Source organism: Roseomonas aerilata DSM 19363, from assembly GCF_000711725.1.
In the GTDB taxonomy this organism is placed as follows: domain Bacteria; phylum Pseudomonadota; class Alphaproteobacteria; order Acetobacterales; family Acetobacteraceae; genus Roseomonas; species Roseomonas aerilata.
In genome coordinates, this window is the sequence record NZ_JONP01000023.1 from 1 (window position 1) to 23,718 (window position 23,718).

At 68.2% G+C, this 23,718-nt stretch carries 20 protein-coding genes and 1 pseudogene; 5 read left to right on the top strand and 16 right to left on the bottom strand.

Features of this window, described 5'->3' with window-relative positions:
• Positions 1–59: 59 nt before the first annotated feature.
• From BO39_RS21030 to BO39_RS30270, 12 genes and pseudogenes are all read right to left on the bottom strand, one after another.
• Positions 60–771: pseudogene (locus tag BO39_RS21030) on the bottom strand (IS6 family transposase).
• Positions 772–1,424: 653 nt separating this feature from the next.
• Positions 1,425–2,315, bottom strand: a complete 891-nt coding sequence (locus tag BO39_RS21035) for a Bug family tripartite tricarboxylate transporter substrate binding protein (protein WP_169742798.1) — start codon at positions 2,313–2,315, stop codon at positions 1,425–1,427.
• A 176-nt stretch (positions 2,316–2,491) separates the two neighbouring features.
• Positions 2,492–3,466: a tripartite tricarboxylate transporter substrate-binding protein gene (locus BO39_RS21040; protein WP_043837172.1), complete on the bottom strand. Its 975-nt coding sequence runs from the start codon at positions 3,464–3,466 to the stop codon at positions 2,492–2,494.
• Between the two features lie 29 nt (positions 3,467–3,495).
• The gene (locus BO39_RS21045) at positions 3,496–5,865 is read right to left on the bottom strand and encodes a hypothetical protein (protein WP_043837174.1); all 2,370 of its coding nucleotides are present in this window, start codon (positions 5,863–5,865) and stop codon (positions 3,496–3,498) included.
• A gap of 49 nt (positions 5,866–5,914) precedes the next feature.
• Positions 5,915–6,895, bottom strand: a complete 981-nt coding sequence (locus tag BO39_RS21050) for a Bug family tripartite tricarboxylate transporter substrate binding protein (protein WP_043837175.1) — start codon at positions 6,893–6,895, stop codon at positions 5,915–5,917.
• Positions 6,896–6,926: 31 nt separating this feature from the next.
• Positions 6,927–7,523 (bottom strand): VOC family protein, encoded by a 597-nt coding sequence (locus BO39_RS21055; RefSeq protein ID WP_052402389.1) that lies wholly within the window; start codon positions 7,521–7,523, stop codon positions 6,927–6,929.
• A 22-nt stretch (positions 7,524–7,545) separates the two neighbouring features.
• Positions 7,546–9,258 (bottom strand): FAD-dependent monooxygenase, encoded by a 1,713-nt coding sequence (locus BO39_RS21060; RefSeq protein ID WP_043837176.1) that lies wholly within the window; start codon positions 9,256–9,258, stop codon positions 7,546–7,548.
• A complete protein-coding gene (locus BO39_RS21065; protein WP_052402390.1) occupies positions 9,248–10,045 on the bottom strand; it encodes a GntR family transcriptional regulator in 798 nt (265 codons plus the stop codon). The genes BO39_RS21060 and BO39_RS21065 overlap by 11 nt, the downstream gene beginning before the upstream one ends.
• A 151-nt stretch (positions 10,046–10,196) precedes the next feature.
• The gene (locus tag BO39_RS21070) at positions 10,197–11,195 is read right to left on the bottom strand and encodes a Bug family tripartite tricarboxylate transporter substrate binding protein (protein WP_052402391.1); all 999 of its coding nucleotides are present in this window, start codon (positions 11,193–11,195) and stop codon (positions 10,197–10,199) included.
• 155 nt (positions 11,196–11,350) lie between these two features.
• A complete protein-coding gene (locus BO39_RS21075; RefSeq protein WP_156963808.1) occupies positions 11,351–12,148 on the bottom strand; it encodes a GntR family transcriptional regulator in 798 nt (265 codons plus the stop codon).
• Complete coding sequence (locus BO39_RS21080) at positions 12,145–13,815, bottom strand: FAD-dependent monooxygenase (RefSeq protein WP_052402393.1); 1,671 nt, start codon at positions 13,813–13,815, stop codon at positions 12,145–12,147. Before BO39_RS21080 ends, BO39_RS21075 begins: the two co-directional genes overlap by 4 nt.
• 5 nt (positions 13,816–13,820) lie before the next feature.
• Positions 13,821–14,444, bottom strand: a complete 624-nt coding sequence (locus BO39_RS30270) for a VOC family protein (RefSeq protein ID WP_052402394.1) — start codon at positions 14,442–14,444, stop codon at positions 13,821–13,823.
• A 255-nt stretch (positions 14,445–14,699) separates the two neighbouring features.
• Here BO39_RS30270 and BO39_RS30275 point away from each other — a divergent pair, with 255 nt between their 5' ends.
• Positions 14,700–15,107, top strand: a complete 408-nt coding sequence (locus BO39_RS30275; protein ID WP_281175614.1) for a nuclear transport factor 2 family protein — start codon at positions 14,700–14,702, stop codon at positions 15,105–15,107.
• 11 nt (positions 15,108–15,118) lie between these two features.
• A complete protein-coding gene (locus BO39_RS21095; RefSeq protein WP_043837177.1) occupies positions 15,119–15,955 on the top strand; it encodes a fumarylacetoacetate hydrolase family protein in 837 nt (278 codons plus the stop codon).
• A 608-nt stretch (positions 15,956–16,563) separates the two neighbouring features.
• Here BO39_RS21095 and BO39_RS21100 read toward each other — a convergent pair.
• Genes BO39_RS21100 through BO39_RS21115 form a run of 4 tightly spaced genes read right to left on the bottom strand, consistent with a single transcriptional unit; the run spans position 16,564 to position 20,679 of the window.
• Complete coding sequence (locus BO39_RS21100) at positions 16,564–17,553, bottom strand: Bug family tripartite tricarboxylate transporter substrate binding protein (protein WP_052402396.1); 990 nt, start codon at positions 17,551–17,553, stop codon at positions 16,564–16,566.
• Entirely contained in the window at positions 17,520–18,812 is a 1,293-nt protein-coding gene (locus BO39_RS21105; protein ID WP_245615308.1) for a CaiB/BaiF CoA transferase family protein, read from the bottom strand. Before BO39_RS21105 ends, BO39_RS21100 begins: the two co-directional genes overlap by 34 nt.
• On the bottom strand, positions 18,809–19,771 hold the full coding sequence (locus BO39_RS21110) for a hydroxymethylglutaryl-CoA lyase (protein WP_043837178.1): 963 nt from the start codon (positions 19,769–19,771) through the stop codon (positions 18,809–18,811). The genes BO39_RS21105 and BO39_RS21110 overlap by 4 nt, the downstream gene beginning before the upstream one ends.
• Positions 19,772–19,812: 41 nt before the next feature.
• Positions 19,813–20,679, bottom strand: coding sequence for a Bug family tripartite tricarboxylate transporter substrate binding protein (locus tag BO39_RS21115; RefSeq protein WP_052402397.1), 867 nt, complete (start codon positions 20,677–20,679; stop codon positions 19,813–19,815).
• A 211-nt stretch (positions 20,680–20,890) separates the two neighbouring features.
• Here BO39_RS21115 and BO39_RS21120 point away from each other — a divergent pair, with 211 nt between their 5' ends.
• Genes BO39_RS21120 through leuD form a run of 3 tightly spaced genes read left to right on the top strand, consistent with a single transcriptional unit; the run spans position 20,891 to position 23,698 of the window.
• The gene (locus tag BO39_RS21120; RefSeq protein ID WP_043837181.1) at positions 20,891–21,634 is read left to right on the top strand and encodes an IclR family transcriptional regulator; all 744 of its coding nucleotides are present in this window, start codon (positions 20,891–20,893) and stop codon (positions 21,632–21,634) included.
• 35 nt (positions 21,635–21,669) lie between these two features.
• Positions 21,670–23,058 (top strand): 3-isopropylmalate dehydratase large subunit, encoded by a 1,389-nt coding sequence (locus BO39_RS21125; protein ID WP_043837183.1) that lies wholly within the window; start codon positions 21,670–21,672, stop codon positions 23,056–23,058.
• Between the two features lie 4 nt (positions 23,059–23,062).
• Positions 23,063–23,698 (top strand): 3-isopropylmalate dehydratase small subunit, encoded by a 636-nt coding sequence (gene leuD, locus BO39_RS21130; protein WP_043837185.1) that lies wholly within the window; start codon positions 23,063–23,065, stop codon positions 23,696–23,698.
• Positions 23,699–23,718: the final 20 nt, after the last annotated feature.

Here is a 23,718-nt window from a genome sequence, read left to right on the forward strand (position 1 = left end):
TTGGCAAGTTGTTTGACCAGAAAGCCAGTTTAGCCGCGTGGATCGAGGATTCGGCAGGATCAGGAAGCCGCCTGGACGCAGGTCTCCTGCTGCCAGATCTGGAAGGTCTTGGTGCGGGCGCGTCGGTACTCGCCGGCGGCCATCAGGTGCCGGCGAGAACGGAAATGCCCGTAGATCATGCTGTGGGCTGACAAGAACCGCTGAGCCTGCTCGGGCGACTTGAGCCGCTGCATCTGCCGCTCTCGCCGTCGGGCGGGCCGGTGCGAGTTCTCCGCCCGATTGTTCAAGTACCGACTGCTGCGATGCCGGACTTCGGGTAGGAGCTCGCGCCGAGCGAACCCGTAGCTCTTCAGCCCGTCGGTGACCAGCCGACGGGGCTTGTACTTGAGGCCTGCAAGCAGGCGCTTGAAGAACCGCTTGGCTGCACTTCCGTTCCGCCGGTCCCTGAACGAGGATGTCCAGCACCACGCCGTGCTGGTCCACTGCTCGCCAGAGGTAATGCAACACGCCGTTTATGCGTAGAAACACCTCCTCGAGGTGCCAGGTGTCGCCCGGCTTTAGCCTGCGCTGCCGCAGCTTGGCCGCGAACTCCGAACCGAACTTGCGGCACCAGTTCCGGATGCTCTCGTGCGTGACGGTGATGCCGCGCTCGGCCAGGATCAGCTCCACGTCTCGCAGGCTCAGGCTGAACACATGATAGAGCCAGACGGCGTGGCTGATGATCTCTGCCGGAAGGCGGTATCCGGGATAGGTGGCGGGCTCTGACGTCATCCCGTCAGATTGCCCCGGCTCGGTTGTTCCGACCACAGGTCATCAACTTGCCAATGCCCGCGGGACATATCCCTGCACGGGTCAGTTCTCGATGAAAACTCCGGTCAGTTCTCAGCGAAACTCAACAGCCCAGCTGCCGGACACCCTTATCAGTGACGATAAGCAGTCGTGCAATGCTGGCGAGCCGCAGCTCCGCACCGAGCTGCGCGATCTCGCCGAAGCCAAAATGTATGCGCATCACCTAGTTAATCAGGCCCATGCCGTCACCTCCGAAACCTTGGCCTCGGTCTTCCGCGACCCCGACGGGGCATCGGAACCCGCCGACGATAGATTCAGCGCAGAATGCGGCGGTACCGCAAATCCACCGTCGTTCGGCGGCCCTATCATAAGAAGAGCATCAGCCCTCGCGCTCAACTGGGCCTTGAGCTCCAGGACCTCAGCCGAGGTCATTGAGCCATTTGCATCCCTAGCTGAGAGCGTGAGCCCAGACGGGTCCAGACCAGATGTCCGTTTGAGGTTGGGCTAGCCGGCCTCGAACTGTGCAGGATGATCGAGGGCTGCGCCGGGTGGGCCCTCAGCAAGTTCTGTCAGCGCTCGCGCCACGGGTACCCGGGCTGGCAGAACCAGATGGCGAGGCACGAAGGTGGGCTCGCTCATTCGATCGGCAATCCCAATTCGCGCACCAGCCGCCCTAAGACGGCACGATCCCGTTCCAAGGCAGCGGCCGTGGCCGCGGGTCCGGCAGGGAAGACGAGCGCGCCGAGTTCGCGCAGCAGGCGCTCACGCAGATCGGGCATCGCCAGCACTGCCGCAACGTCGGCCGCGATGCGCTCGGCGAGCGGCGTGGGCAGCCCAGCTGGGGCGAGAAGGGTGAACCAGCCGTTCATCTCGAAGCCGGGAAGAGTCTCGGCCACCGTCGGCACCTCTTCCAATCCCGGAAAGCGCACGGCGGAGGTGACAGCAAGCGCTACCAGGTTCCCGGCGCGAAGCTGCGGCGCGATGAGCGGCGTACCGTCGATCATCAGGTCAGTGCGGCCCGCGATCGTGTCTTGCACGGCTTGCGGGCTGGCAGGATAGGGAACATTGGTTAGACGGAGGTTGAGACCACGCGCTACCTGCTCGCCCACGAAGCGCGGCAGGCTGGTTGCACCGCCGGTGGCGAAGGTCAGCCCCTCCGGCCGTTCCTGCGCCCGTGCGGCGAGGTCAGACAGCGTGCGCATGCCAGCATGGGAATTTGCAGCCAGGACAAAGGGTGTGCTCATCGTCAGCGCGACCGGCGTCAGGTCGCGAGCCGGATCAAAGGGCATGGATCGCATCAGGTGCTGGTTGAGCGCGAGCGGCGAGGTCTGCGCGAAAAGAAGTACATGGCCGTCGCGCTCAGCCCGCGCCGCGGCCGCGGTGCCGACGTTGCCGCTGGCGCCAGGCCGGTTGTCCACCACGACCGGTTGGCCCCAGCGTGCCGAGAGCCCCTCGGCAAGAAAGCGCATCGCCGTATCCGGCCCGCTGCCCGCCCCGGCCGGCACGATGACTCGCACCGGACGCACGGGAAAGGGGTGTTGCGCGCGAACTGCGAAGGACCGCGTTCCGCCAGCGAGGGCAAGACCCGCTGTTGCCGCAAGCCAGACACGGCGTCCACTTCTCGTCCTTCGCCCCAGTTCCTTATCACCCGGCACCGGGTCAGGAGCCCACGGCTCGCGCATCGCAAACATCGCGCCCTCCCTCATTCTCTCGGCAGGCGGCGGGTCTCCACCACCCGGTTGAAGCTCGCGATCTCACCGGCAACGCGCGCGTGGAATGCCTCTGGCGTACTCGCTGCGGGCACCGCGCCCATCTCCCGCAGCCTGGCATCCACATCAGGCATAGCGACGATCAGCCGTATCTCCTCGCTCAACCGGTGCATCAGGGAGCCAGGCATGCCGCCCGGTCCCATCAGACCGAGCCAGGACTCGTAGGAGAAGCCCGGGACTATCTCGGAGGCGAGCCGGACGCCGGGGAGCTCCGGCATCGGCGCGGTGGAGGTGATGGCAAGCGGCCGGATCGTCTCCTTCCGCGCCATCTCGAAAGCGATGGTCATGGTATCGATCATCAGGTCCACGCGGCCTGCCATGAAGTCGGGCAGGGCGGCGGCCGAGCCACGGTAGGGGACGTGCACCATCTCCACTCCCGTCGCGCCGAGCAGCCACTCGCCGATCAGGTGATGCCCCGAACCGATGCCGACGGAGTAGTAGCTCAGCGTACCCGGCCGAGCACGCGCCGCCGCGAGGAGGTCCTCAAGCCGCGCATAGGGCGACGACGGGCGCACCGCGAGCATCATCCCGTAGGTCACGAGCGTCGAGAGGAAGGAGAAGTCGCCGAGGGGATCGAAGGGGAGAGCGGTTCGCATCGCCGCGGCGGTGGAGTGCCAGCTCGCGGTGAAGAGGAGCGTGTGGCCGTCCGGCGCGGCGCGGGCGACCTCGGCTGCGGCGATGAGCCCAGTCGCGCCCGGCTTGTTCTCGACAACCACCGGCTGGCCGATGCGCGCGGCGAGCCGGGCGCTAACGATCCGGGCGCCGATGTCGGCGCTGCCGCCCGGAGTGGACCCGACCAGGAGGCGAACGGGCCGCGTGGGCCAGGCCGGCTGCGCCCCGGCAGGCGCGGCGCGCGCTGTGATGATGCCTGCGGCAGCTACTGCCGCCAGCCTCCGTCGCATCAGCATCGGATTTGTCCTTCCCGGCCGCCTTCCCGTCACCACGCCACCCGCAGATGGCGGATGGGTCGCCCCGGCGCCACGGCCTGAGCGGCGGTAGCGATACCCTGCGCGTCGATGCCGTAGTGGCGGCGTAACTCGGCAATCGTGCCGGTTTGACCGAAATGCTCCACGCCGAGGGCGCGGGTACGGTGGCCGTACACGGCGCCCATCCAGGCGAGTGTTGCAGGATGGCCGTCCAGCACCGTGACCAGCCGGCAATGGGAGGGCAGTCCGCCCAGCAGGCGTTCGACATGGCTCTCGGCCTCCGGCGTGCCCTGCTCGCGGGCGCGCTGCGCCTCCGTCCAGTCCGCGTGCATGCGGTCCGCGGAGGTGACCGCGAGCAGCCCGACGTCACGCCGGTCCTCCGCGATCAGCCCCACCGCTTCGATCGCTTCCGGCGCCAGCGTACCGGCATAGGCAATCACCACCTGAGGGTTAGGACCGGGACGGCGCATCCAGTAGCCGCCTGCCAGGATGTCGGCCGTCAGTTCCGCCGTCATCGCGCGGCGCGGCTGCTCGACCACGCGGGTGGAGAGTCGGAGGTAAGCCGAGGCACCGTCGGGTTCCTGCATGTGCACGAAGGCTTGGCGCAGGATCACGGCCAGCTCGTCGACGTAGGCCGGTTCGAAGCTGACGAGGCCGTCCTGCGCCAGGCCGATCAGCGGCGTGCGGATCGATTGGTGCGCACCACCCTCGGGCGCCAGCGTGGTGCCGGAGGGCGTGGCGACAAGGATGAAGCGCGCCCCCTGGTAGCACGCGTAGTTCATTGCATCGAGACCGCGCTCGATGAAGGGGTCGTAGAGCGTGCCCACCGGCAGCAGCCGCTCCCCAAAGGTCTCGTGCGACAAGCCGAGCGCCGAGAGCATGGTGAAGAGGTTCATCTCGGCGATGCCGAGTTCCATGTGCTGGCCGGAGGGTGAGAAGGTCCAATTGAAGGTCGAGGGGATCCGTTCCTTACGGAACAAGTCCGCCATTTCTTCCTTCGCGAAGAGCCCCCGCCGGTTAACCCAGGCACCAAGATTGGTGGAGACGGTGACGTCAGGGGAGGTGGTGACAATCCGCCGCGCCAACTCGGTGTCGCCTTTGGCAATCTCGTGCATTAGCAGGCCGAAACCTTGCTGCGTGGACATGGCGGGCGAGAGCGGGACGGCGAGGCTCTCCGGCACCGGGACCGTCGGTGCCGCCGGCCGCGCCGCCCGGCGGGCATGCGGCACGGCGGCAAGGAAGCGCTCCAGCGCCTCGGCCGGCGTATTCAGCCCCTCGAAGCGGTCCCATTCATGGCCCTCGCGCACGCGCATGGTGCGCCGGAAGCCCTCCATCTGCTCAGGGTTCATCAGCCCGGCATGATTATCCTTGTGCCCCGCCAGCGGCAGGCCGGAGCCCTTGATGGTGTAGGCGATGAAGCAGGTCGGCCGGTCGTGCCGGCGCGCCGCCTCAAAGGCTTCCAGCAGCATCGGCAGGTCGTGCCCGCCCAGGTTGCCCATCAGCGCCGCTAACTCCTCGTCCGAGCGGCGGGCGATGAGGGCCGAGACCTCACCCTGGTCGCCCAGTTCGTCCGTCAGCCGCCGTCGCCAGGCCGCGCCGCCCTGGAAGGTGAGCGCGGAGTAGAGGGGGTTTGGGCAGGCCTCGATCCACGCCCGCAGCCGCTCGCCGCCCGGCTCCGCGAAGGCGGCCTGCTGCAGCGTGCCATGGCGCAGCACCACCACATCCCAACCAAAGTTGCGGAAGGTCGCCTCCAGCCGTGACCACAGCCCCTCCCGCACCACGGCGTCCAGGCTCTGCCGGTTGTAGTCCACCACCCACCACGTGTTGCGGAGGCCGTGCTTCCAGCCCTCCATCAGGGCCTCGAAGATGTTGCCCTCGTCCATCTCCGCGTCGCCGAGCAGCGCGATCATCCGCCCTTCCGGCGCCGGCCCATTCCAGTCGCGCGCCCGCAGGTAGTCCTGCACCAGCGAGGAGAAGAGCGTCTGCGCCACGCCGAGGCCGACCGAGCCGGTGGAAAAGTCCACCCCGTCCGTGTCCTTGGTGCGGGAGGGATAGGATTGCGCGCCACCAAAGCCGCGAAAGTTCTGCAGCTTCTCGCAGCTCTGCCGTCCCAGCAGGTACTGGATGGCGTGGAACACCGGGGAAGCATGCGGCTTGACCGCCACCCGGTCCTCCGGCCGGAGCACGGCGAGGTAGAGGGCCGTCAGGATCGTCGCCATGGAGGCGGAGGAGGCCTGGTGCCCGCCGACCTTCAACCCGTCGCCCGTGTCCCGGAGATGGTTGGCATGGTGGATCATCCAGGTCGCCAGCCAAAGGACCTTGCGCTCCAGTTCCGAGATGAGGGCGAGGTCCGTGGCAGGCGTCTCTGTCGTCGCTTGCATGGTGGGCTCCGGGCGCAGTTCGGCCGTGATGAGGGGAGGAAAGGTCGGTTCAGTCGAGCTGGATGCCGAGCTCGCCCACGAGCGGCCGCCACGCTGCCCGCTCCGCCGAGACGCGCTCGGCGAAGACCATAGGCCCGCCTGTTAGAACGTAGGAGCCAATCGCGCGGGCGCGCTCGTGAATAGCCGGTTCGCGCTGCGAGACGAGAAGCGCAGCCGAGAGTCGCTCGACAATCGGGTCCGGCGTTGCCGCCGGGACGACGAGCCCGTTCCAGGCCTCCGCGACGAAGCCGGGGATGTCGAGCGCCTGCTCGATGGTCGGTACCTCCGGCATGTCCTCCAGCCGCTCCGTGGAACAGACGGCAAGCGGGCGGAGCTGGCCGGTCTTCAGCGCCTCCTGCGCCGTCGCGATGTCGATTACGGCCGTGTCCAGCCGATTGCCGATCAGCTCCGTTACGCTCGCGACGGAGCCGCGGGTCTGCACATCCATCATGCGCGTGCCGGTGGCCTTCATCAGCCGCGCCATGGCGAGGTGGTGGATGAAGCCCACGCCGGGCGTGGCGTAGTTCAGCCGGTCTGGCTGCATCCGCGCCGCCTCGATGAGCGCGCGGGCATCCCTGTACGGGGACTGGGCCGGGACGACGAGGAGCATCGGCACTTTCACCGTCAGGCCGAGCGGGCGGAAGTCGCGCTCGTCGTCATAAGCAAGGTTCCGGAAAAGGGCGCGGTTGAACACCATGGTCGCGTTGTCCACGCCGAGCAGGGTGTAGCCGTCGGGTGCCGAGCGGGCCGCCGCGGCAGCGCCGATAGCGGTGGCCGCGCCGGGCCGGTTCTCCACCACCATGGTAGCGCCGAGCTGCGGCCCCATGCTCGCCGCGTAGAGGCGGCAGAAGACGTCGAAGCCGCTCCCCGGCGAGGAGGGCACAATGAGACGGATCGGCCTGTCGGGATAAGCGGCGCGCGCCGTTCCGGACGCGAGCAGCAGGCCGGGCGGGGCCGCCAGTATCGCGCGGCGGCCAATGCGGGTATTCATCTTTTTCTTTCCTCCCTCTCGATGCCCGCGTTCAGGCAGGCAGCATGTCCACCGGCGTCTTGCCGGCCGGCAGGTCCGGCCGCTGCAGTAGCGCCTCCTCCGGCAGGCCGGCCTCGTAATCCCGCAACAGCTCCTCGGGATCGAAGGTCACACCGATCGGGTTCGCGGCGAAGTCGGGGCCGTGGAAGAAGGCCGAGGCCTCTGCCTTGGTGTGGAACACGTCCACCTGGAGCTCCACGGCCAGCCCGTCGGGGTCGCGGTAGTACAGTGAGACGGTGGGCCCGTGCCGGATCGGCCAGTAGGGATGGATCCCCGCCTTCGCCAAGCGCCGGTAGGTGCCCAGCAGGTCTCCCAGCGTCCGGTAGGTGTAGGCGATATGGGCCACCGTACGGTCCGCCGGTGGCACTGGCCTCAGGCCGGGAACGTGGCGGATCGCAATGCGGTGGTGCTCCTCGTCGTAGGTGAGGAAGCAGAGGCCGTGCCCTTCAAACACCACCTCCGCGTTCAGCACGGTCTGGTACCAGTCCCTCAGCCTCTCGGGCTCGCCCGTTCGCAGGACCACATGGGCGAAGGTCCCCGGAGAGACCGGCGCGGCGGGGACGGTGCGGCGTGGCGGGGTCGTGTCCATGGCGTTCCTCCTGTTCCGTTCTTCAGTCGGCGGTGCCGGCCAGCGCCGCGACGTGGCCAAGGATGTTCCGCATTGCTTCGTGAAGTGCGGCCCGTCGGTCCGCCCCGCCCTCCGGCTCCACCCAGGCGATGCGCCCATCCGGCCGCACCAGCACGGCGTAGGCCGGGCCGCCCCAGAAATCGGCTGTGCAGGCACTCCCCCCGCGCATCGCGGTGGAGAGCCGCCGGACCTGCACAGGCATCGTCCTGGGTGACAGGGTCGCGCATGCGGCCGCCCATTCCGCCTCGCTCCCCTCGGGTGCGAGAAGGGTGAACCTGTCCGGCCGCATCAGGTCGACTGTGGAGACGCCAGGCGCGATCCAGAGGTGCGGGACCGGACCGCCCGGCGCGAAGCTTGGCTGGTACCCTTCGCTGGCGGGCACCGGCCGGGCGATGGGCCGCCCGGGGGGCAGGAAGGCCCCCTCCGCCGCTGTGGCTGCCATCTCCAATTCCAGGAAGGCGAAGTGAGGAAGCTGTGCGTCGACCGCAGCGCGGATTGCCGCGAAGGCCGGGTGGCTAGGGTCGGCCCGCATCGCCGCCAGGCGGGCCTCCACAGCCGTGCCTCCGAGCCCGATCGCGTCGTCCACTTCCTGCATGCGCCGGTGGTTGCTGACCGACTGGTCGCAGTTGCGCACCGCGACAGGTCGTGTCTCCCGGGCGTAGCTATCCAGCAGCGCCGAACCGGCCTCGCCGCGGATCACGGCACCCAGCTTCCAGAGCAGGTTCTCGACGTCCTCCACCCCGGTGTTGAGGCCGAGCCCGCCCGTGGGCGGGAAGCGGTGCGCCGCATCGCCCACCAAGATCACGCGGCCGCGGCGGTACTCCGTCGCCACCTGCGCCGACATGGCCCATTGATCGACAGAGGAGATGACGAAGTCATGTGGCGCGCCGATCGCCTCCCGCACGATGTTAGCGCAACAGTCTCGGTCGAAGCTTTCGAAGGGCGTCTGTTCCGGGTCGAACCGCATCATTAGCACCTGCGAGCCCACGGGTTGGTGCATGATGAAGAAGCCCTCAAAGCCTGGACGGCGGATGAAGAACAGCACCCCCGGGGCGCGGCGGAGGAACGGTGTGACGTCGGAGCGGATGTGCACGGCGAGGAAGTTAGCGAGGACGCGCGGCCCCTCGAACCCGATGCCGGCTGCCCGACGTACGGCGCTACGGGCGCCGTCCGCGCCGATCAGGTAGCGAGTTTGGACGCGCTCATCACCACCGGGACCAGCCAGCGTGGCCATTACGCCGTCGCCATCCTCCTCGAAGCCGCGGAAGGCAGTGCCGAAACTCACCACTTCCGCCCCAGCTAACTCCACGGCACGGCGATGCAGGATGGGCTCTAGCAAGCTCTGGGGGATGTTGGCTGAATGGGCCGGGCTCACCGCGCGGAAGCGGGGCACGTCCCCCTTCATCCCTGTCAGGTCCAGTTGGCCGTAGATCAGGCCAGCGACGCTCTCGCACCACGTCACGCAGCGCTGCAGATCCACCGGCGTTGCCGCTGCTAGGACAGCCTCCGCCACGCCGAGGCGGCGGTAGACCTCCATGGTGTGGGTCTTCAGCACGTGGGCTGCGGGTTCTTTGTGCAACTCCTGCCGAGCCTCGACGACACGATGGCGCAGCCCGAGCTGCGACGCGAACATCGAGGCGAGCAGGCCGGCCGGCCCGGCGCCGACGATCAGCAGATCGAGCCTGTCATCTCTCACGGCGGCCTCCCTTCGCCACGGGGCGCGCCCGGGTGGGTGGAACGGGGCGGAGAGCCTCGCCGCGAAGCAGTTCGCCCAGCCGCTCGCGGGAACGGTAGCCGTGCTCCCGCATGAGATAGTCTGCCCGGTCCCCTTCCTCGCGCCGGAGGGCGTCGAAGATCCGCAGGTGGTCGCCATGCGCGTCGACCATGCGCGCGTAGGCATCGTCGCGCCGATCCGTGGTGAAGAGAATGGCGACGGGGGAAACCAGCGGCATGCGCGCGGTGAAGTCGTACACCTTGCCGAGCGCGCTCAGCCCGGCAGCATCCACGATGGCGGCGTGGAAGGCTCCGTTGCAGGCCGACCAGCGGCGCATACCCTCCGCGTCGCACCGACCCTGTGCGACGAGCGCCTCCCCCTCAAGGATGCACGCTTCCAGCCGCTTGATGGTGCTGGGCTGGAGGCCGCGCTCCACCGCGGTGCGGGCGGCGAAGCCCTCCAGCATGCTGCGGACCTGAAAAGCCGAGAGGATGTCCTCGGAGCTGAACGCGTTCACCACGAAGCCGCGGTTCGGGCTACCGCGCACCAGCCCCTCTGCGGCCAGGATCTCGAGCGCTACCCGGACCGGTGTCCTGGACACCTTGAGCAACTCGGCAAGGTCACGTTCTGGGACGCGCGCGCCGGCCGGTAGGGCGTGGGTCACGATCATCTCGCGCAGCTTTACCGTCACGTGCTCCACCCGGCTGGACGCGGCAGCAGCCCCGTCGCAAGCCGTGCCCGCGTCCGGCGTCAAGCGATCGTCAGGCATCGGCTATGGCATGCCATTATTTGGTATATCCCTTGGAAGATCCCTATAATCTTCACGTTGGCATGCCATACTGCCTGAATGCAAGGCCATTGCAGTTTGTGCAGGACCGCCGGCCAGGCCTGCCTTGCCGCGTCATGGCCAGCTTGCGGCATCAGTTCGGTTCGATGCCGATCTCCCGAATCACGCTGGCCCAGTAAGGGATGTCCCGCACCAGCCGCTCGCGCAGTACCTGGCGCCCTCCCCCAACCGGCGTCATGCCGAAGGTTGCGAGATGTGCCACCACGCCTGGTGCACGGATCGCTGCTTCGAGCTGCCCGTTGAGCGCCTCCAGCATCGCGGGCGGCGTGCCGGCCGGGGCGCAGAGCCCCTGCCAGTCACTGATCCGGAAATCGGATATGCCCGCCTCGGCGAAGGTCGGCACGTCCGGCGCATAGGGCAAGCGCTCGTCCGCGGCGCTCGCGAGCACGACCAAGCGTTCGTCCCTGGCGGCGTTCACGGCCGTGGAGACAGGAGCCATGAGCGCGTCGATCCGCCCGGCGACGAGATCCGGAATGACCTCCCCGGATGACCGATACGGAATGTGCGTTGCCTGGAACCCCGCCTTGCGCCGCAGGATCTCCATGCCGAGGTGCAGCACCGTGCCGATGCCGGCGCTGCCGTAGCGCAGCGTGCCCGTCCGGCGCGCTCGCTCGAGGAACTCACCGATCGTCGCCCCGGCCGTCCGGTTCACAACCAGCGCGAAGCCGACCTGGGACGCCTCGATGATCGGCTCGAAGCTCGTGAGGGGATCGTAGCCGAGGCTGCGGAAGAGCGAGACATTCGTCGCCAGTGGGCTGGCGGCTAGGAGGAGGGTTTCTCCGTCGGGAGTCGCCCGAGCCACGGCCAGGTTGCCGATGTTGCCCGACGCGCCGAGCCGGTTCTCGACAACTGTGGGCACACCGATGACGCGCGATAGAAGATCGGACAGGGTGCGCGCAGCGAAGTCAGGCGCGGAGCCCGGACCGTAGGGCGTGATGATGGTGATGCGGCGCGGCAGTGCCAGGGCAGCTGCCTGCCCCGGGGTACTCCGTACGGCCAGCGACGCCAGCATTCCGCCGAGCGCGAGCCGCCGCGTTGTGCGGCACGCGTGTTCCTTCTCCGCCGCTTCCATGTTCCAATCTCCCGTTCTTGATCTCGTTGACGCTGCCCGCACGAATGCTCCCCCGCCCCGTAACGGGCAGGCGCTGCCCGGCGCAGGGCGGGACCGCGCCGGGTGCTATGGACCTCAAGGCGGTTCCGCCCGACAGCGTAGGCTGGAGGCGACTTCTATCCGGGGCCCTTCTGTCGGGTCGCCACGACCCGGCGATCAGTGCCGGGCGCGAGCGCCCTGTCGAGGAAGCGCTGAAGCGGGTCCGGCATGTCGAGACCCTGTGCCCGGATTTCGTCGTGCAGGTTCTCGCGCGAGATGAAGATGTGCTCGGCCATGAGGCGCTCCGCCCGCACGGCCTGCCGGCGGCGCAGGGCGGTTAGGACAGCCTCGTGCTGCTCCTGCGCGCGCTGCATGTGGTGGAACAGCCGCTCCAGGTTGCCGGTGCGGAACGCGATGGCGTTCGGTGCGGTGAGCGGGTGCTGGTTCACGAGGTGCAGCGAAGCAGCCAGGGAGGGATTTCCGCTCGCCTCGACGATGGCGGCGTGGAACCGGCCGTTCATCTCGGTCCAGGGTCGGATCGTCGTCGCGTCGAAGAAGCCCGCCGCCAGGAGCCGCGCGCCCAGGGCGATGCAGTCACCGAGCGCGCGGTCCTGCCCGTCCGTCAGGCCGTGTTCCGCCACGATGCGGCAACCATAACCCTCAAGAACGGAGCGGATGTCATAGGCCGCAAGGATCTCGGAGACGGTGAACTCCCGGACCGTGAAGCCACGGTTGGGCTCACCGCGAACCAGCCCCTCCTGCTCCAGCACGGCGAGGGAGTTGCGGACTGGCGTGCGGGAGACGCCGAGCCGCTTGCTGATCGCAATCTCCTGGACGCGGCCGCCGGGCGGGAGCTCCCCGTTCAGGATCATCTCGCGGAGCTGCAGCAGGACCACCTCAAAACGAGTTTTCGGATCGTCGTCCCTGCGCATCATGCCGCTCCGCTCCAGGCCTCGGTGGAGGATGGTGCCGCGATGCACGGCACGGCCATCCCGCGCACCCGGTCGATGATGGCGTCCGCATCCGCCGGGAGTTGGTCGCAGCGCATCGCGACGTGGCCATCGGGCCGGACAAGGACGAAGCGCCGGCCGTAGAGCCTCGCGATGCCAGCGTCCTCCAGACGCTCATGCCGCATTGGGACACCGCTCCGCGCCGCGGCCACCAGCAACGGCGCCGGCGAAGCGCCATCGTCGAACTGGAGGAGGACGAAGCCCTGCCCAAAGAGGTCGAGCGTGGAGCGGCCATCCGGGAGCCAGGCATGGGGCGCGCGCGCCCCTGGCGCGGCGGAGGGACAGTAGTTCACGGGGTCCGAGTGACCAGCCTCCGCCCCGCTGCTTCCGATCCCTTCATCCACGACGATCGGCGAGCCGGCGTAGCTGTAGCCGAGGTGAATCCCCATGGATTCCCACTCCTCGCTCATCGCCCCCCGTATCTCGGAGCCCAGGCGCGACCGCGTCGCCGCGTCCATGGTGGCGGGCAGGCCAGGAACGGTGCGCATCCTCTCGAAGTTAAGGGTGGATCGCCGCGCGTTGCGGATGGCGACAGGCCGCCGCTCCACCCCGTAGCTGGAGAGCAGGTCGGGTCCACCCCAACCGTCGAGCGTCGCCGCTAGCTTCCAGGAGAGGTCGAACGCGTCGCCCAGCCCCGTGTTCATGCCGTACCCGCCGGTGGGCGAGAACTGGTGCGCGGCGTCACCCGCGAGGAAACACCGGCCAGCCGAGAACCGCTCCATCACGACCTCGCGCCGCGTCCAGGGCACGATCGAGACGAGGCGGTACGGAAAGGAGGCGCCGATGGCGCGGAGAACGGCGGCGTGCGCCTCCGCCTCGGTCCAGCCGGGGCGCCTGTCGTCGCCGAGCACCTGGAGGCGCCACATATCGCGCCCATCCATGTTGACCATTGAGGCCCAGGCACCCTCCGGCCCGATGAGGATGTGGCGGTAGCCGCCGGGTGGCGCGATCCGTTCCTGAAGGCCAGGGGCGCTGATGAACAAGTTGGTGCTGCGCGCCAGGGTGGTGCCCTCTGGTGCACCGATGCCGGCCAGGCCGGCCACGAGGCTACCGCTGCCGTCGCACCCCGCGACGTAGCGCGCCGCGACGGTGTCGCGCCGCCGCGTGGCGCTGTCCTCCAGTTCGCAGAGGACGCCGTCCTCCCCATCTCGCAAGCCGACGAGGCTGGTACGGTAGCGGATCTCGGCGAAGGCACTGCGGTGCGCGACGGCCTGCAGCGCCGGGTCGAGGAAGTTCTGTGGGCAGAGCTCATGCTTCTGCGGGCTGAAGGGTGGCGGCGCGCGCGTCGCATCCGGCTCGAAGGGCTCGCGGGCAAGTTCAGCATCGAGCAAGGCGGTCGTGAAGATCACGTCGCGTCGCAGATCGCGCGGGAAGCCGGCGGCCTCCACCACGTCCGCAATGCCAAGGCGGCGGAAGTGCTCCATGGAGCGGATGCCGACCTGGTCCATCCGCGGATGGCTCGCGCGCGCCGCGCGCTCGTCCCGCTCGACGAGAAGGTGCCGGATGCCACGCCAGCCGAGATCGATGCTCAGCGCGAGTCCGACGGGCCCGCCGCCAACGATAAGGACCGGGATGGAGGCAATCGGTGCCACGGCGGTCAGGCCGGGATCCGCAGCAGGTCCTCGAGCGGCGTGCCGGCGCGGTAGCTCGCCACGAACGCGGCTGGATCAAGTTCGACGCCGGACGGGTTCCGCAGAAAAGCCTCGCTCGCCATGAACTCAGCCATAGCCTCTAACGTCTCCTGGTTCTGCGCCGTGATCTCGACGTTGTTGCCGTCAGGGTCGCGGTAGTAGAAGCTCGTCATCGGACCGTGGTTTGCACTGCGGTGCGGGTGCAGACCCTTGGCGTCCAGCACCTCGTATTTCCGGATCAGCTCCTCGAACGAAGCGCACATCAGTTGCATATGGTGGAGGCCGGGCAAGCCCTTCCCGGGTTGCGCGGCGATGCCCGGCTCTTCGAAAATGCCAATGGTCTGGACGTAGGGAAAGTCTGTCGACAACCGGAAGAAGCACATCTTCAGGTCTGACGCCCGGGTTTGTCCTCCAAGGTCGAGGGGCTTCGTGCCCGGCGCGGGCGTCCGCTCAAAGAACGGGGCGACGCCAAGGACGGTTCGGTACCAGGCTTTCATCTCCTCGCTGCGCGAGGTCTTCAGAATGATCTCGCTGATCTTGAGCCGTGAACCCTGCTGCGGGGTGCGCTGCCCATCGGGTGCCTGATCCATCGCAACCATCCTCCCTGAGGCAGCCACGGTAAGCGCACCTCATGATTGCATGCAAATGGATTCTCGGTATTGAATGAGGGGTCTCTTTCCGCGACATTACGGGCGTCGTTATCGTAGTTAGCATCATCTTGCATGCAATCCTTCGAACGCCCACACCATCTACAGCCATGCTCGTGCTGTCCGCGGCTCAGCAGTCCCAAAGGAAAGGCGAACGTCTTGAGAGTCCCATCCCTGTCCAGTAACGGTCCTGGCGACATGTCCTGGAGTGACGTCCTGGCGTGCGAGCGTGTCGTGACGCGCTTCACGGCGGCGTTCGATGCCGGCGACCTGGAAGGGATGCTCGCCGAGTTCGCGCCCGACGGCGTCTGGACCCGCCAGGAAGGAATTGTTCGCGGCCACGGTGAACTCGAGACCCTCATGGCGGCGCGGCGGCCCGGACTGATCGTGCGTCACGTCATCACCAACATGCGCGTTACGGCGACCGGCCCCGATGCGGCGACCTGCACCTCCTACGTCACAGTGTACCGGTACGATGGCGGCTCCATGCCGGCACCGCTTGGTCCCCCGACCTTGCTGGGGACCTATCACGATGAGCTCCGCCGGAGCAGCGGCGCATGGCTCCTTTCAGGACGACGCGTCACCGTCGAGATGAAGGCGATCTAGGGAGCAAACGGATGCGTCTCGCACGCTTCGAGTTCGAAGGGCGCCCCGGCTTTGGCGTCGTGAATGGCAACCGGGTGTTCGGTCCGGCGGCAAGTGGCGCCACCTTCGAAGAATGGCTGCTCCGGCCGCCCGCCGCGGCTGCCCTAACAGGAGAGGGCATGCCCCTGCAGGCCGTGACACTGCTGCCTCCCCTGCTGGAGCCGGCCAACAGGATCTTCGCCCTCGGCTGGTCCTACCTCTCGCACCAGGAGGAGACGGACCACAAGAAGGATCCCTTTCCGTTCTTCTTCCTCAAGGATGCCCAGAGTCTGGTCGGTCAGGGAGCTTCCATCCGGCGTCCCCGCTTATCCGAAACCTTCGACTTCGAGGGCGAGTTCGCTGTCGTGATCGGCAAGTCCGGACGTCACATCCCTGAGGACCAGGCGCTAGAGCACGTGGCCGGCTACTCTATTCTAATGGATGGCTCCGTGCGGGAATGGCAGAAGCACAGCGTCACCGCAGGCAAGAACTTCGACGCCTCGTCAGCCTACGGCCCCTGGATCGTGACCCGCGACGAGATTTCCGATCCCCATGACCTGCGGCTCACCACTCGCCTCAACGATCAGGTCGTGCAAGATGCGGGGACGGGCACGCTGGCATGGCGTATCTCCTACCTCATCCACTACTGTTCCAGCTTTACCAAACTTCGCACCGGCGATGTCATTTCCACGGGGACGCCGGGCGGCGTGGGTTCGAAGCGTACGCCGCCCCTCTGGCTGAAGCCCGGCGACAAGCTGGAGGTCGAGGTAAGCGGGATCGGCACGCTCTTCAACACGGTTCGCGAAGAGGGGAGCGGCGAGCCGGGATGACGAGAACTGACCGGCGCCCTGTGGACTGCCTCGGCATCGGGGGGCCGTCCGCAACGCGGTAGCGTGGGTGGAGACACCGATGGACGGGTGGCGCGCTCCCCTGCCGCGCTGCCCCGCCACCGGAGTATCCTCTTACGGATGGCGGTCCCCACGGGGGAGGCATCGGAGGCCTTGCGGCCACGGCGTAGGTGGTCTCACCGGATTGGGCGTGGGGCGGCGTTCGACTGGCATGGCCTCGGTTCTCCGGTCTCGGCAATCAAGGCGTCGAGTGCCTCCATCGCCGGCCGGCTGCCTGCGTCACCGCGCCATTCATCTCCTCGCCGGCCCCCCGGCTCCGTGTACGCTTTGACGTCGAGATGGCTCCGCGCCCCACGCACCGCATGCGGCGAAAGGCAGGTCATTTCTCGCCGGATCAGCTCTGCCGCGCTCAGAGAGGGCGGACGCTGGACGAGGCCGGGGAACCACCGTGTCTCCCCGGCCCGGTCAGCCCCTCCATCAGCGGCCTGAACCCGCGCGGCCGGCCGTTCCATCGACGAAGCGCGCTTCGAATCGGCCTCATCAGGCCGATCATCGACGATCGGATTTGCGGCCCGTCCATGCCTTGCGGCCTAATCAGGCCGGATGCCGACCTCTCGTACCAGCTTCGCCCACATGGCGAGCTCCGTTTCCACGCGGCGGTCCAGGGTGGCAGGGTCCTCGAAGCTGACCAGTCCGCCAGCCTCCACAGCCTTCTGCCGTAGCCGCTCATCGGCGAGGATGTCACGGCATTCACCGGCCAGCCGCTCTACGACCGGGCGGGGCGCTGCTTTCGGGGCGAAAAGACCGAACCAGCTCTCCGCCGCGTAGCCGGGCAGCCCGGCCTCGGCCGCCGTGGGGACGTCCGGCAAGGCCGGGTGGCGCTCGGCGGCGGCCATGGCGAGGGCGCGCAGGCGGCCATCGCGGATGGGGACGGCCACGGGCGGTGGCGTGGTCATGTAAAACTGAATGCGCCCGGCAAGGACGTCGCTCATCGTCTCGCCCGTGCCCCGATAGGGCACGTGCACCAGGTCAATCCCCGTCCGTTGCTTCAGCAATTCCGTGCCCAGGTGCTGGAGCGAGCCGGCGCCGGAGGAGGCGTAGTTCAACTGCCCCGGCCGGGCGCGCGCGTAGGTGATGAACTCCGACAGGCTGCGCACGGGGATGGTCGGGTGGACCATCATCACCTGAGGCGCCTGCAGGATGAGGGAGACAGAGGCCAGGTCGCGGCGCGGGTCGAAGTCGCCGAACCCTTCGACCGCAGGCTTCCCGGTTACGGTACCGGAGTAGCCGATCAGCAGTGTGTGCCCGTCCGGGCGCGCGCGGATCACGGCCTGCAGCGCGATCATGCCGTTGCCGCCCGCCCGGTTCTCCACCACCACAGGAACACCCAGCCGCTCCGACAATGGCTGGGCGATCAGCCGCGCTGTGTAGTCGGTAGTGCCGCCGGCAGGACCGCTGACGATCAGCGTCACGGGGCGGGACGGAAAGTCAGCCGCCCGGAGGGGAACAGCGACGAGCAGTCCCGCTCCCGTGACCATGCCGCCGATCAGCCCCCGGCGCCCTGTCTTCCCCTGCTGCATGGTGCTTCGTCTCCTTCGTTCTTCGTCGCAGGTCCGTTGCCGGGACCTTGCGCGTCGCCGGTGCCGGCGAGAACGTGGTGCCGCTCCAGCGCCGTGATTTCATCCGCGCCGAACCCGGCCTCCATCAAGATCTCCGCGTTATGCTCGCCCAGGCGAGGGGGCTGGCGCCGCAGGCCTGCGCGCTCGCGCGTTCCGCCGAACTCCACCGGGAGGGCGGGCAGGAGGGCCTCCGCTACCCCGCCGCCGAGGGCGGAGATAGCCGTGGCGAGAAGCCCGCCACCCGCAAGGAGGTGGGGGTCCTCGAAGAGGTCGGCGGGCTTGCCCACCGGGGCCCAGGAGATGGCGGCCGCCTCGCACCGCGTCACCACTTCTTCCCGAGGAAGCTTCGCCAGACGCTTCTTCAGTTCGGGAATCAGCCACGGGCGCTGGCGGGCGCGGTCGGCGTTGGTGCCGAGGCGGCTGTCGGCGGCCAGGTCGTCGAAGCCGAAGGCCGCGCAGAAGCGCACCCACTGCGCGTCGCTGGTGACGCCGACGAAGACCTGCTCGCCCTCCGCCGTGGCGAAGGGCTCGTACACGCCCCAGGCGCCGCGGCGGGCGGGCATGGGTGGCACAGGCTCTCCGGTCGCCGCGGCGCCCGCCATATGGGAGCCGACGAGGAAGACAGCAGATTCAAAGAGGGCGCTGCCCACGCGCTGGCCCTGCCCGGTACGATCGCGTTCGCGCAGCGCGGCGAGTACGCCGACCACACCGAAGACCGCGCCCATGATGTCCACCACCGAGGCGCCGGCGCGGAGCGGCTGACCAGGCGGGCCGGTCATGTAGGCGAGGCCGGACTGGAACTGCACCACTTCGTCCAGGGCCGGCCGGTGCTCGTAGGGGCCGGCGAGGAAACCCTTGAGCGCGAGGTAGACGAGCCGCGGGTTGCGGGCTGAGAGCGTGTCCCACCCGCAGCCCAGTCGCTCCATCGTGCCCGGTCCGTAATTCTCCAGCACCACGTCAGCTCCGGCGACGAGGCGGTGCACGGCGTCCTGCCCCGCGGGTGACTTCAGGTCGATGGCGAGGGACCGCTTGTTGCGATTGAACGTGGCGAAGAAGCCGGAGGCAAAGCCTGGCAGGCGGCGCGTGTGGTCGCCGGTTGGAGCGGGCTCCACCTTCACCACCTCGGCGCCAAGGTCAGCCAGCAGGAGGCCCGCGCAGGGACCCATAATGGTGTGGGAAAACTCGAGGACGCGCAGCCCCTCCAGTGGACGGACGCTCACGCCGCTGCCCTCTCGCGGAAGGTGCGAAGGCTGCCGCCGCGCAGCAGGGCGCTCGGCAGAGGGTGCCCGACAATGCGCTCTGCCAAGTGACCCGCCTCGATCAGCGCGTCGAGATCAACGCCAGTTTCGATACCCATTTCCTCGCAGAGCAGGACCATTTCCTCGCTCGCGATGTTGCCTGGCGCGCCCTTGTGGGCGGCGAAAGGACAGCCGCCGAGACCGCCCACGGTGGTGTCGAAGCTGGCGACGCCCATCCGCAGCCCAGCATGGGCATTGGCCACGGCCAAACCGCGCGTGTCGTGCAGATGCAGAGTGATCGCTAGCTCCGGCCAGCGTGCCCTCACCTCGCCAACCAGCCGCTCCACCTGCGACGGGTTGGCCCAGCCCATGGTGTCGGCGAGCGACAGGCGGGCGATGGTCGCGCCCGCCTCCTTCGCCACCGCCATGCCACCCGCAACCGCCTGCAACACCTGGTCGGGCATCACCGCGCCCTGGAAGTTGCAGCCGAAGGCAGCCATGACGCCGATGCGCTCCACCGGAATTCCAGCAGCGAGATGCGCAGCCGTCTGTGCGCGCATCGCCTCCAACTGGCCCGTCCAGTCGCGGTTCAGGTTCTTCCGTGAGAAGGCTTCGGAAGCCGAGAGGGAGATGGAGCCATTCAGGCGCAGCCGATCGCGAAAGGTTAGGGCCCGCTCCAGCCCGCGCTCGTTGAACCACAGCGCGGTGAAGTCCACTCCCGCGCGCGGGGCGACCCCCGACACCACGGCCTCCGCATCCGCCCAGCCCGGCACGAGCTTGGGCGAGACGAAGGAGGCGACCTGGATATGCCGTAGGCCGGTGGTCGAGAGCGCGTCGATCAGCGCGACCTTGTCGGCCGTCGGGATGGGACCCGGCTCGATCTGGAAGCCCTCGCGCGGGCCCTCCTCGTTGATGGAGACGCGGCGGGGCAGGTCTGTCATGCGGGCACTCTCGCGGGTCGTGGGCGGCGGATGACGCAGTGTCAGCTCGGCTGAATCCCTGCGCGGCGAACGACGGCGCCGAAGGTCTGGCGATCGCGGCGGACCTGCTCGGCGAAGTCCCGGGCATCGGTCGGCGCGGCCTCGAAGCCTGCAGCGGCGAGGCGCTGGCGGGTGGCCAAGTCGCTGCCCGCTGCAATAAGTGCGGCTCCTGCTTTCTCCACGATCGGCGCCGGCAGGCCCGCAGGCCCGAACAGGCCGAGCCAGCTCGTCACATCAAAACCGGTTAGCCCGCTCTCTGCGAGCGTCGGCAAGTTGGGCTGCGAGGCGGCACGTGTCGCGCCGGTGGTCGCGAGCATTCGCGCCCTTCCCCCCTCTACGATGGGCGCCGCTGAGGAGAGTGTGATGCACGCCGCCTCCAGATTACCGGCCGCGAGGTCATTCGCCGCCTCGGCACCGCCGCGATAGGGAATGTGCTCGAAGCGCAGTCCTGCGGCCTGGGCGAACGCCTCTCCAGCGATATGGCCGCTGCTGCCTACGCCTGGCGAGCCGAACGTGACCGGCTGTGGACGCTCCCGCGCGGCGGCGATGAACTCCGCCACGCTGCGTGCCGGAAAACGCGCGCCGATGACCCAGACATAAGCCTGGACCGTGGCGCGGCCGAGATAGGTGAAGGCTGTTTCATAATCGACGGGCAGGTTTCGGAAGAGCAGCGGCGCGACGACATGGGCTGCGGAATCGAAGAGCAGGGTGTATCCGTCGGCCGGGCTGCGGGCTACCGCTGCCGCACCGACCGTACCACCTGCCCCCGTGCGATTCTCGATGACCACGCTCTGCCCTAACGCCTCGGACATCCGGGGCTGGAGGAGCCGCGCAATGGTGTCGGCCGCGCCGCCTGCCGCGTAGTTCACGACGATCCGAACAGGCCTCTCGGGCCAGGGCGCTTGAGCACGTCCCGCGGAAGGCAGGGCGAACGCAGCTGGAAGTCCCAGCATGACGCGGCGGCGTAGCGGCGGGACAGTTTGCATCGCTCTCTCCCAAATCGCGCAGACTAAGTGTCGCGACGTCGTTCTGTTGTGCAGAATGCTTGTTCTGTTCTAGTGAAGGTGGCAGTCTTCGGACATGCAGGTCAAGTCGGCTGAAGAAAAGGCAAATGAGGCGGCCAGGAGTTGGGCGTCCCCCGGGGTCACGGCGCTTGAGCGAGGGCTCGCCGTGCTGGACGAGCTGGGCGCGGCCGGGGGACCGGTCAGTCTAGTCGATCTCGCGCAGCGTACCGGCCTCTACAAAAGCACGCTGCTCCGGCTACTCGCATCCCTGGAGCGCTGCCGCTATGCGGTCCGCCAAGCGGATGGACGTTATCGTCTGGGGCCGGTCCTGTTCCGGCTCGGCCAGTGCTACGCGAACGGCTTCGACCTCCGAGCGGCGCTTGATCCCGCTCTCACACGGCTCGCCGCCGCGACGCAGGAAGCGGCATCCTTCTTCGTTCGCGAGGGCGAGGCGCGCCTCTGCCTGGCACGCGTGGAGGGCCGGCAAGAGGTGCGCGACTGGGTCACCATCGGAACGCTGCTACCGATGAAGGGCGCCGCGGGCCACCTGCTGCGCTGCTTCGAGACTGGATACCGTCCCGGCCTTCCACTGATCCACACCTCCTTCGGCGAGCGGACGCCTGAGGTCGCAGCGATCAGCGCACCGGTTTTTCGCAACGGCGCCGTGCTTGCCGGCGCGCTCACCGTCAGCGGCACCTGCACCCGCTTCCGCGACGAGGCGCACCGCGCTGAGATGACGGAAGTGCTGTGGCAGGAGGCGAAGGCACTGACGGCCGAACTTGATGGCGACGTCTCGAGCTTCCGGGATGGGCCCGGCTGAAGGAACGCCCATAGGTGGTGTCGGAGAGGGAAGATATGGGTCGCACGCTGCTGGACAAGCTTTGGGACCGCCACGTCATCGAGGCGCTCGCGCCCGGCGTGGATTTGATGAATGTCGACCGTCACTACCTCCTTGAGATGCGCGCCGGCGCTTTCGGGGTGCTGGAGGAACGCGGTCTCCCGGTGCGGGACCCGGACCGCACCATTGGTGTCGTCGACCACGTCGTCTCCTCTGCTCCCGGACGTGCCGGGGGTGCGCCGTGGACAGCGAAGCACCTCGCCGCAATGCGCACAGGCTGCGAACGCCACGGCGTGGTGCTGCTTGACATCGATCACCCGGATCAGGGCATTGCCCACGTTGCCGGACCGGAGCTGGGCCTGACCCATCCGGGCATGCTCGTCGTCTGCCCCGACAGCCATACCAGCACGCACGGCGCGCTCGGCGCCCTCGCCTGGGGCATTGGCTTCTCCGAGGTGGCGCATGTCCTCGCCACCTCGACCATCGTCCAGCGCAAGCCCCGGTCCATGCGGATTCGCTTCGAGGGCGAGGCGCCAGCCGGCATCACCGCGAAGGACCTGGCGCTTGCGGCACTCGCGGTGGTGGGGGCGGGCGGCGGCGTTGGCCACGCCATCGAGTTCGCCGGCCCGGCCATACGTGCCCTCGGCGTTGAGGGCCGTATGACCCTCTGCAACATGGCCGTCGAGCTGGGCGCCAAAATCGGAATGGTGGCGCCGGACGAGACAGTCTTCACATGGCTTCAAGGCCGCCGCCACGCCCCTGGCTCAGCTTACTGGAACGCCGCCGTGAAGGATTGGCAGGCTCTCCGAACGGATGAGGGCGCGGTCTTCGACCGGGATGTTGCGGTTGGCATCGCGGGCCTCGCCCCGCAGATCACCTGGGGCACTAGCCCTGAGCACGTTATGCCCGTGGACGGCCGGATTCCCGATCCGGCGGTCGCGCCTGACGACACACGCCGCAAGGCTTGGGCCGACGCGCTGAATTATATGGGCCTCGTAGCGGGCGAGCTCTTGCTCGGCCAGAAGGTAGACCAGGTCTTCATCGGCTCCTGCACGAATGCCCGCCTCTCCGACCTGCGGGAGGCCGCCTTCGCGCTCGGGGACGGCCGGGTAGCGCCGGGCGTGACGGCCTGGGTTGTCGCGGGTTCACAGGGTGTGAAGCGCGCCGCGGAGGCCGAAGGGCTGGACGAGGTCTTCCGCAAGGCCGGCTTCGAGTGGCGCGAGCCGGGCTGCTCGCTTTGCGTCGGCGCGAATGGCGAGTTCGTGCCGTCGGGAGCGCGCTGCGTGTCCACCTCAAATCGGAACTTTGTCGGCCGGCAGGGCCCGGGTGCACGCACGCACCTCGCCAGCCCCGCCATGGCGGCACGCGCCGCCGTTTCCGGCGCGATCGTCGATCCAAGGAGCTGAACCGATGGACTCCTTCACCAAACTGACCGGGCCGGCAGCGCCCGTTCCAATGAACAACCTCGACACGGACATGATCATCCGTGTCGAGCGCTCCGCCGGCGTTCCGCGCGCGGAGCTCGGGCCCTACGCGCTTGAATCCTGGCGCTTCCTTCCGGACGGCTCACCGAATCCTGCCTGCACCCTTAACCAAGCGCCCTTCAACCAGGCATGCATCCTCGTCGGCGCCGAGAACTTCGGCTGCGGCTCGGCGCGCGAGACGGCGGTCTGGGCACTGCATGGCTTCGGGATCCGCAGCGTCATTGCGCCTTCCTTTGGCGGTGCCTTTCACGACAACCTCTTCGAGAATGGCATGCTGCCGGTCCGCCTTCCAGCGGAGGAGGTGGCAGCACTGCGCTCCTTGGTAGAGCGGCACCCGATTTTGACGGTGGATCTGGAACGGCAGGAGATTCGCGGAGAGGGCGTTAGCCTTTCCTTCCAAGTGGAGCCCCTGCGAAGGAGGATGCTGCTGGAAGGGATGGACCCGATCGGTCTGACAATGACACGCGAGCCGGCAATCGCTGCCTTCCAAGCGCACGACGCAGAGCGCCGACCCTGGCTCGTCTCCGAGGCGCGTGGCGGATCTGTCAGACGAAGCACCTGATCAGGCTTGGGCTCGGCTGC

What these genes read in the sequence shown, in the direction of transcription:
- BO39_RS21040 (WP_043837172.1), bottom strand. Translation starts at nt 3,466, where the DNA reads ATGCTGATGCGACGGAGGCTGGCGGCAGTAGCTGCCGCAGGCATCATC.
- BO39_RS21045 (WP_043837174.1), bottom strand. Translation starts at nt 5,865, where the DNA reads ATGCAAGCGACGACAGAGACGCCTGCCACGGACCTCGCCCTCATCTCG.
- BO39_RS21050 (WP_043837175.1), bottom strand. Translation starts at nt 6,895, where the DNA reads ATGAATACCCGCATTGGCCGCCGCGCGATACTGGCGGCCCCGCCCGGC.
- BO39_RS21055 (WP_052402389.1), bottom strand. Translation starts at nt 7,523, where the DNA reads ATGGACACGACCCCGCCACGCCGCACCGTCCCCGCCGCGCCGGTCTCT.
- BO39_RS21065 (WP_052402390.1), bottom strand. Translation starts at nt 10,045, where the DNA reads ATGCCTGACGATCGCTTGACGCCGGACGCGGGCACGGCTTGCGACGGG.
- BO39_RS21070 (WP_052402391.1), bottom strand. Translation starts at nt 11,195, where the DNA reads ATGGAAGCGGCGGAGAAGGAACACGCGTGCCGCACAACGCGGCGGCTC.
- BO39_RS21075 (WP_156963808.1), bottom strand. Translation starts at nt 12,148, where the DNA reads ATGATGCGCAGGGACGACGATCCGAAAACTCGTTTTGAGGTGGTCCTG.
- BO39_RS30270 (WP_052402394.1), bottom strand. Translation starts at nt 14,444, where the DNA reads ATGGATCAGGCACCCGATGGGCAGCGCACCCCGCAGCAGGGTTCACGG.
- BO39_RS30275 (WP_281175614.1), top strand. Translation starts at nt 14,700, where the DNA reads ATGTCCTGGAGTGACGTCCTGGCGTGCGAGCGTGTCGTGACGCGCTTC.
- BO39_RS21095 (WP_043837177.1), top strand. Translation starts at nt 15,119, where the DNA reads ATGCGTCTCGCACGCTTCGAGTTCGAAGGGCGCCCCGGCTTTGGCGTC.
- BO39_RS21100 (WP_052402396.1), bottom strand. Translation starts at nt 17,553, where the DNA reads ATGCAGCAGGGGAAGACAGGGCGCCGGGGGCTGATCGGCGGCATGGTC.
- BO39_RS21110 (WP_043837178.1), bottom strand. Translation starts at nt 19,771, where the DNA reads ATGACAGACCTGCCCCGCCGCGTCTCCATCAACGAGGAGGGCCCGCGC.
- BO39_RS21120 (WP_043837181.1), top strand. Translation starts at nt 20,891, where the DNA reads ATGCAGGTCAAGTCGGCTGAAGAAAAGGCAAATGAGGCGGCCAGGAGT.
- BO39_RS21125 (WP_043837183.1), top strand. Translation starts at nt 21,670, where the DNA reads ATGGGTCGCACGCTGCTGGACAAGCTTTGGGACCGCCACGTCATCGAG.
- leuD (WP_043837185.1), top strand. Translation starts at nt 23,063, where the DNA reads ATGGACTCCTTCACCAAACTGACCGGGCCGGCAGCGCCCGTTCCAATG.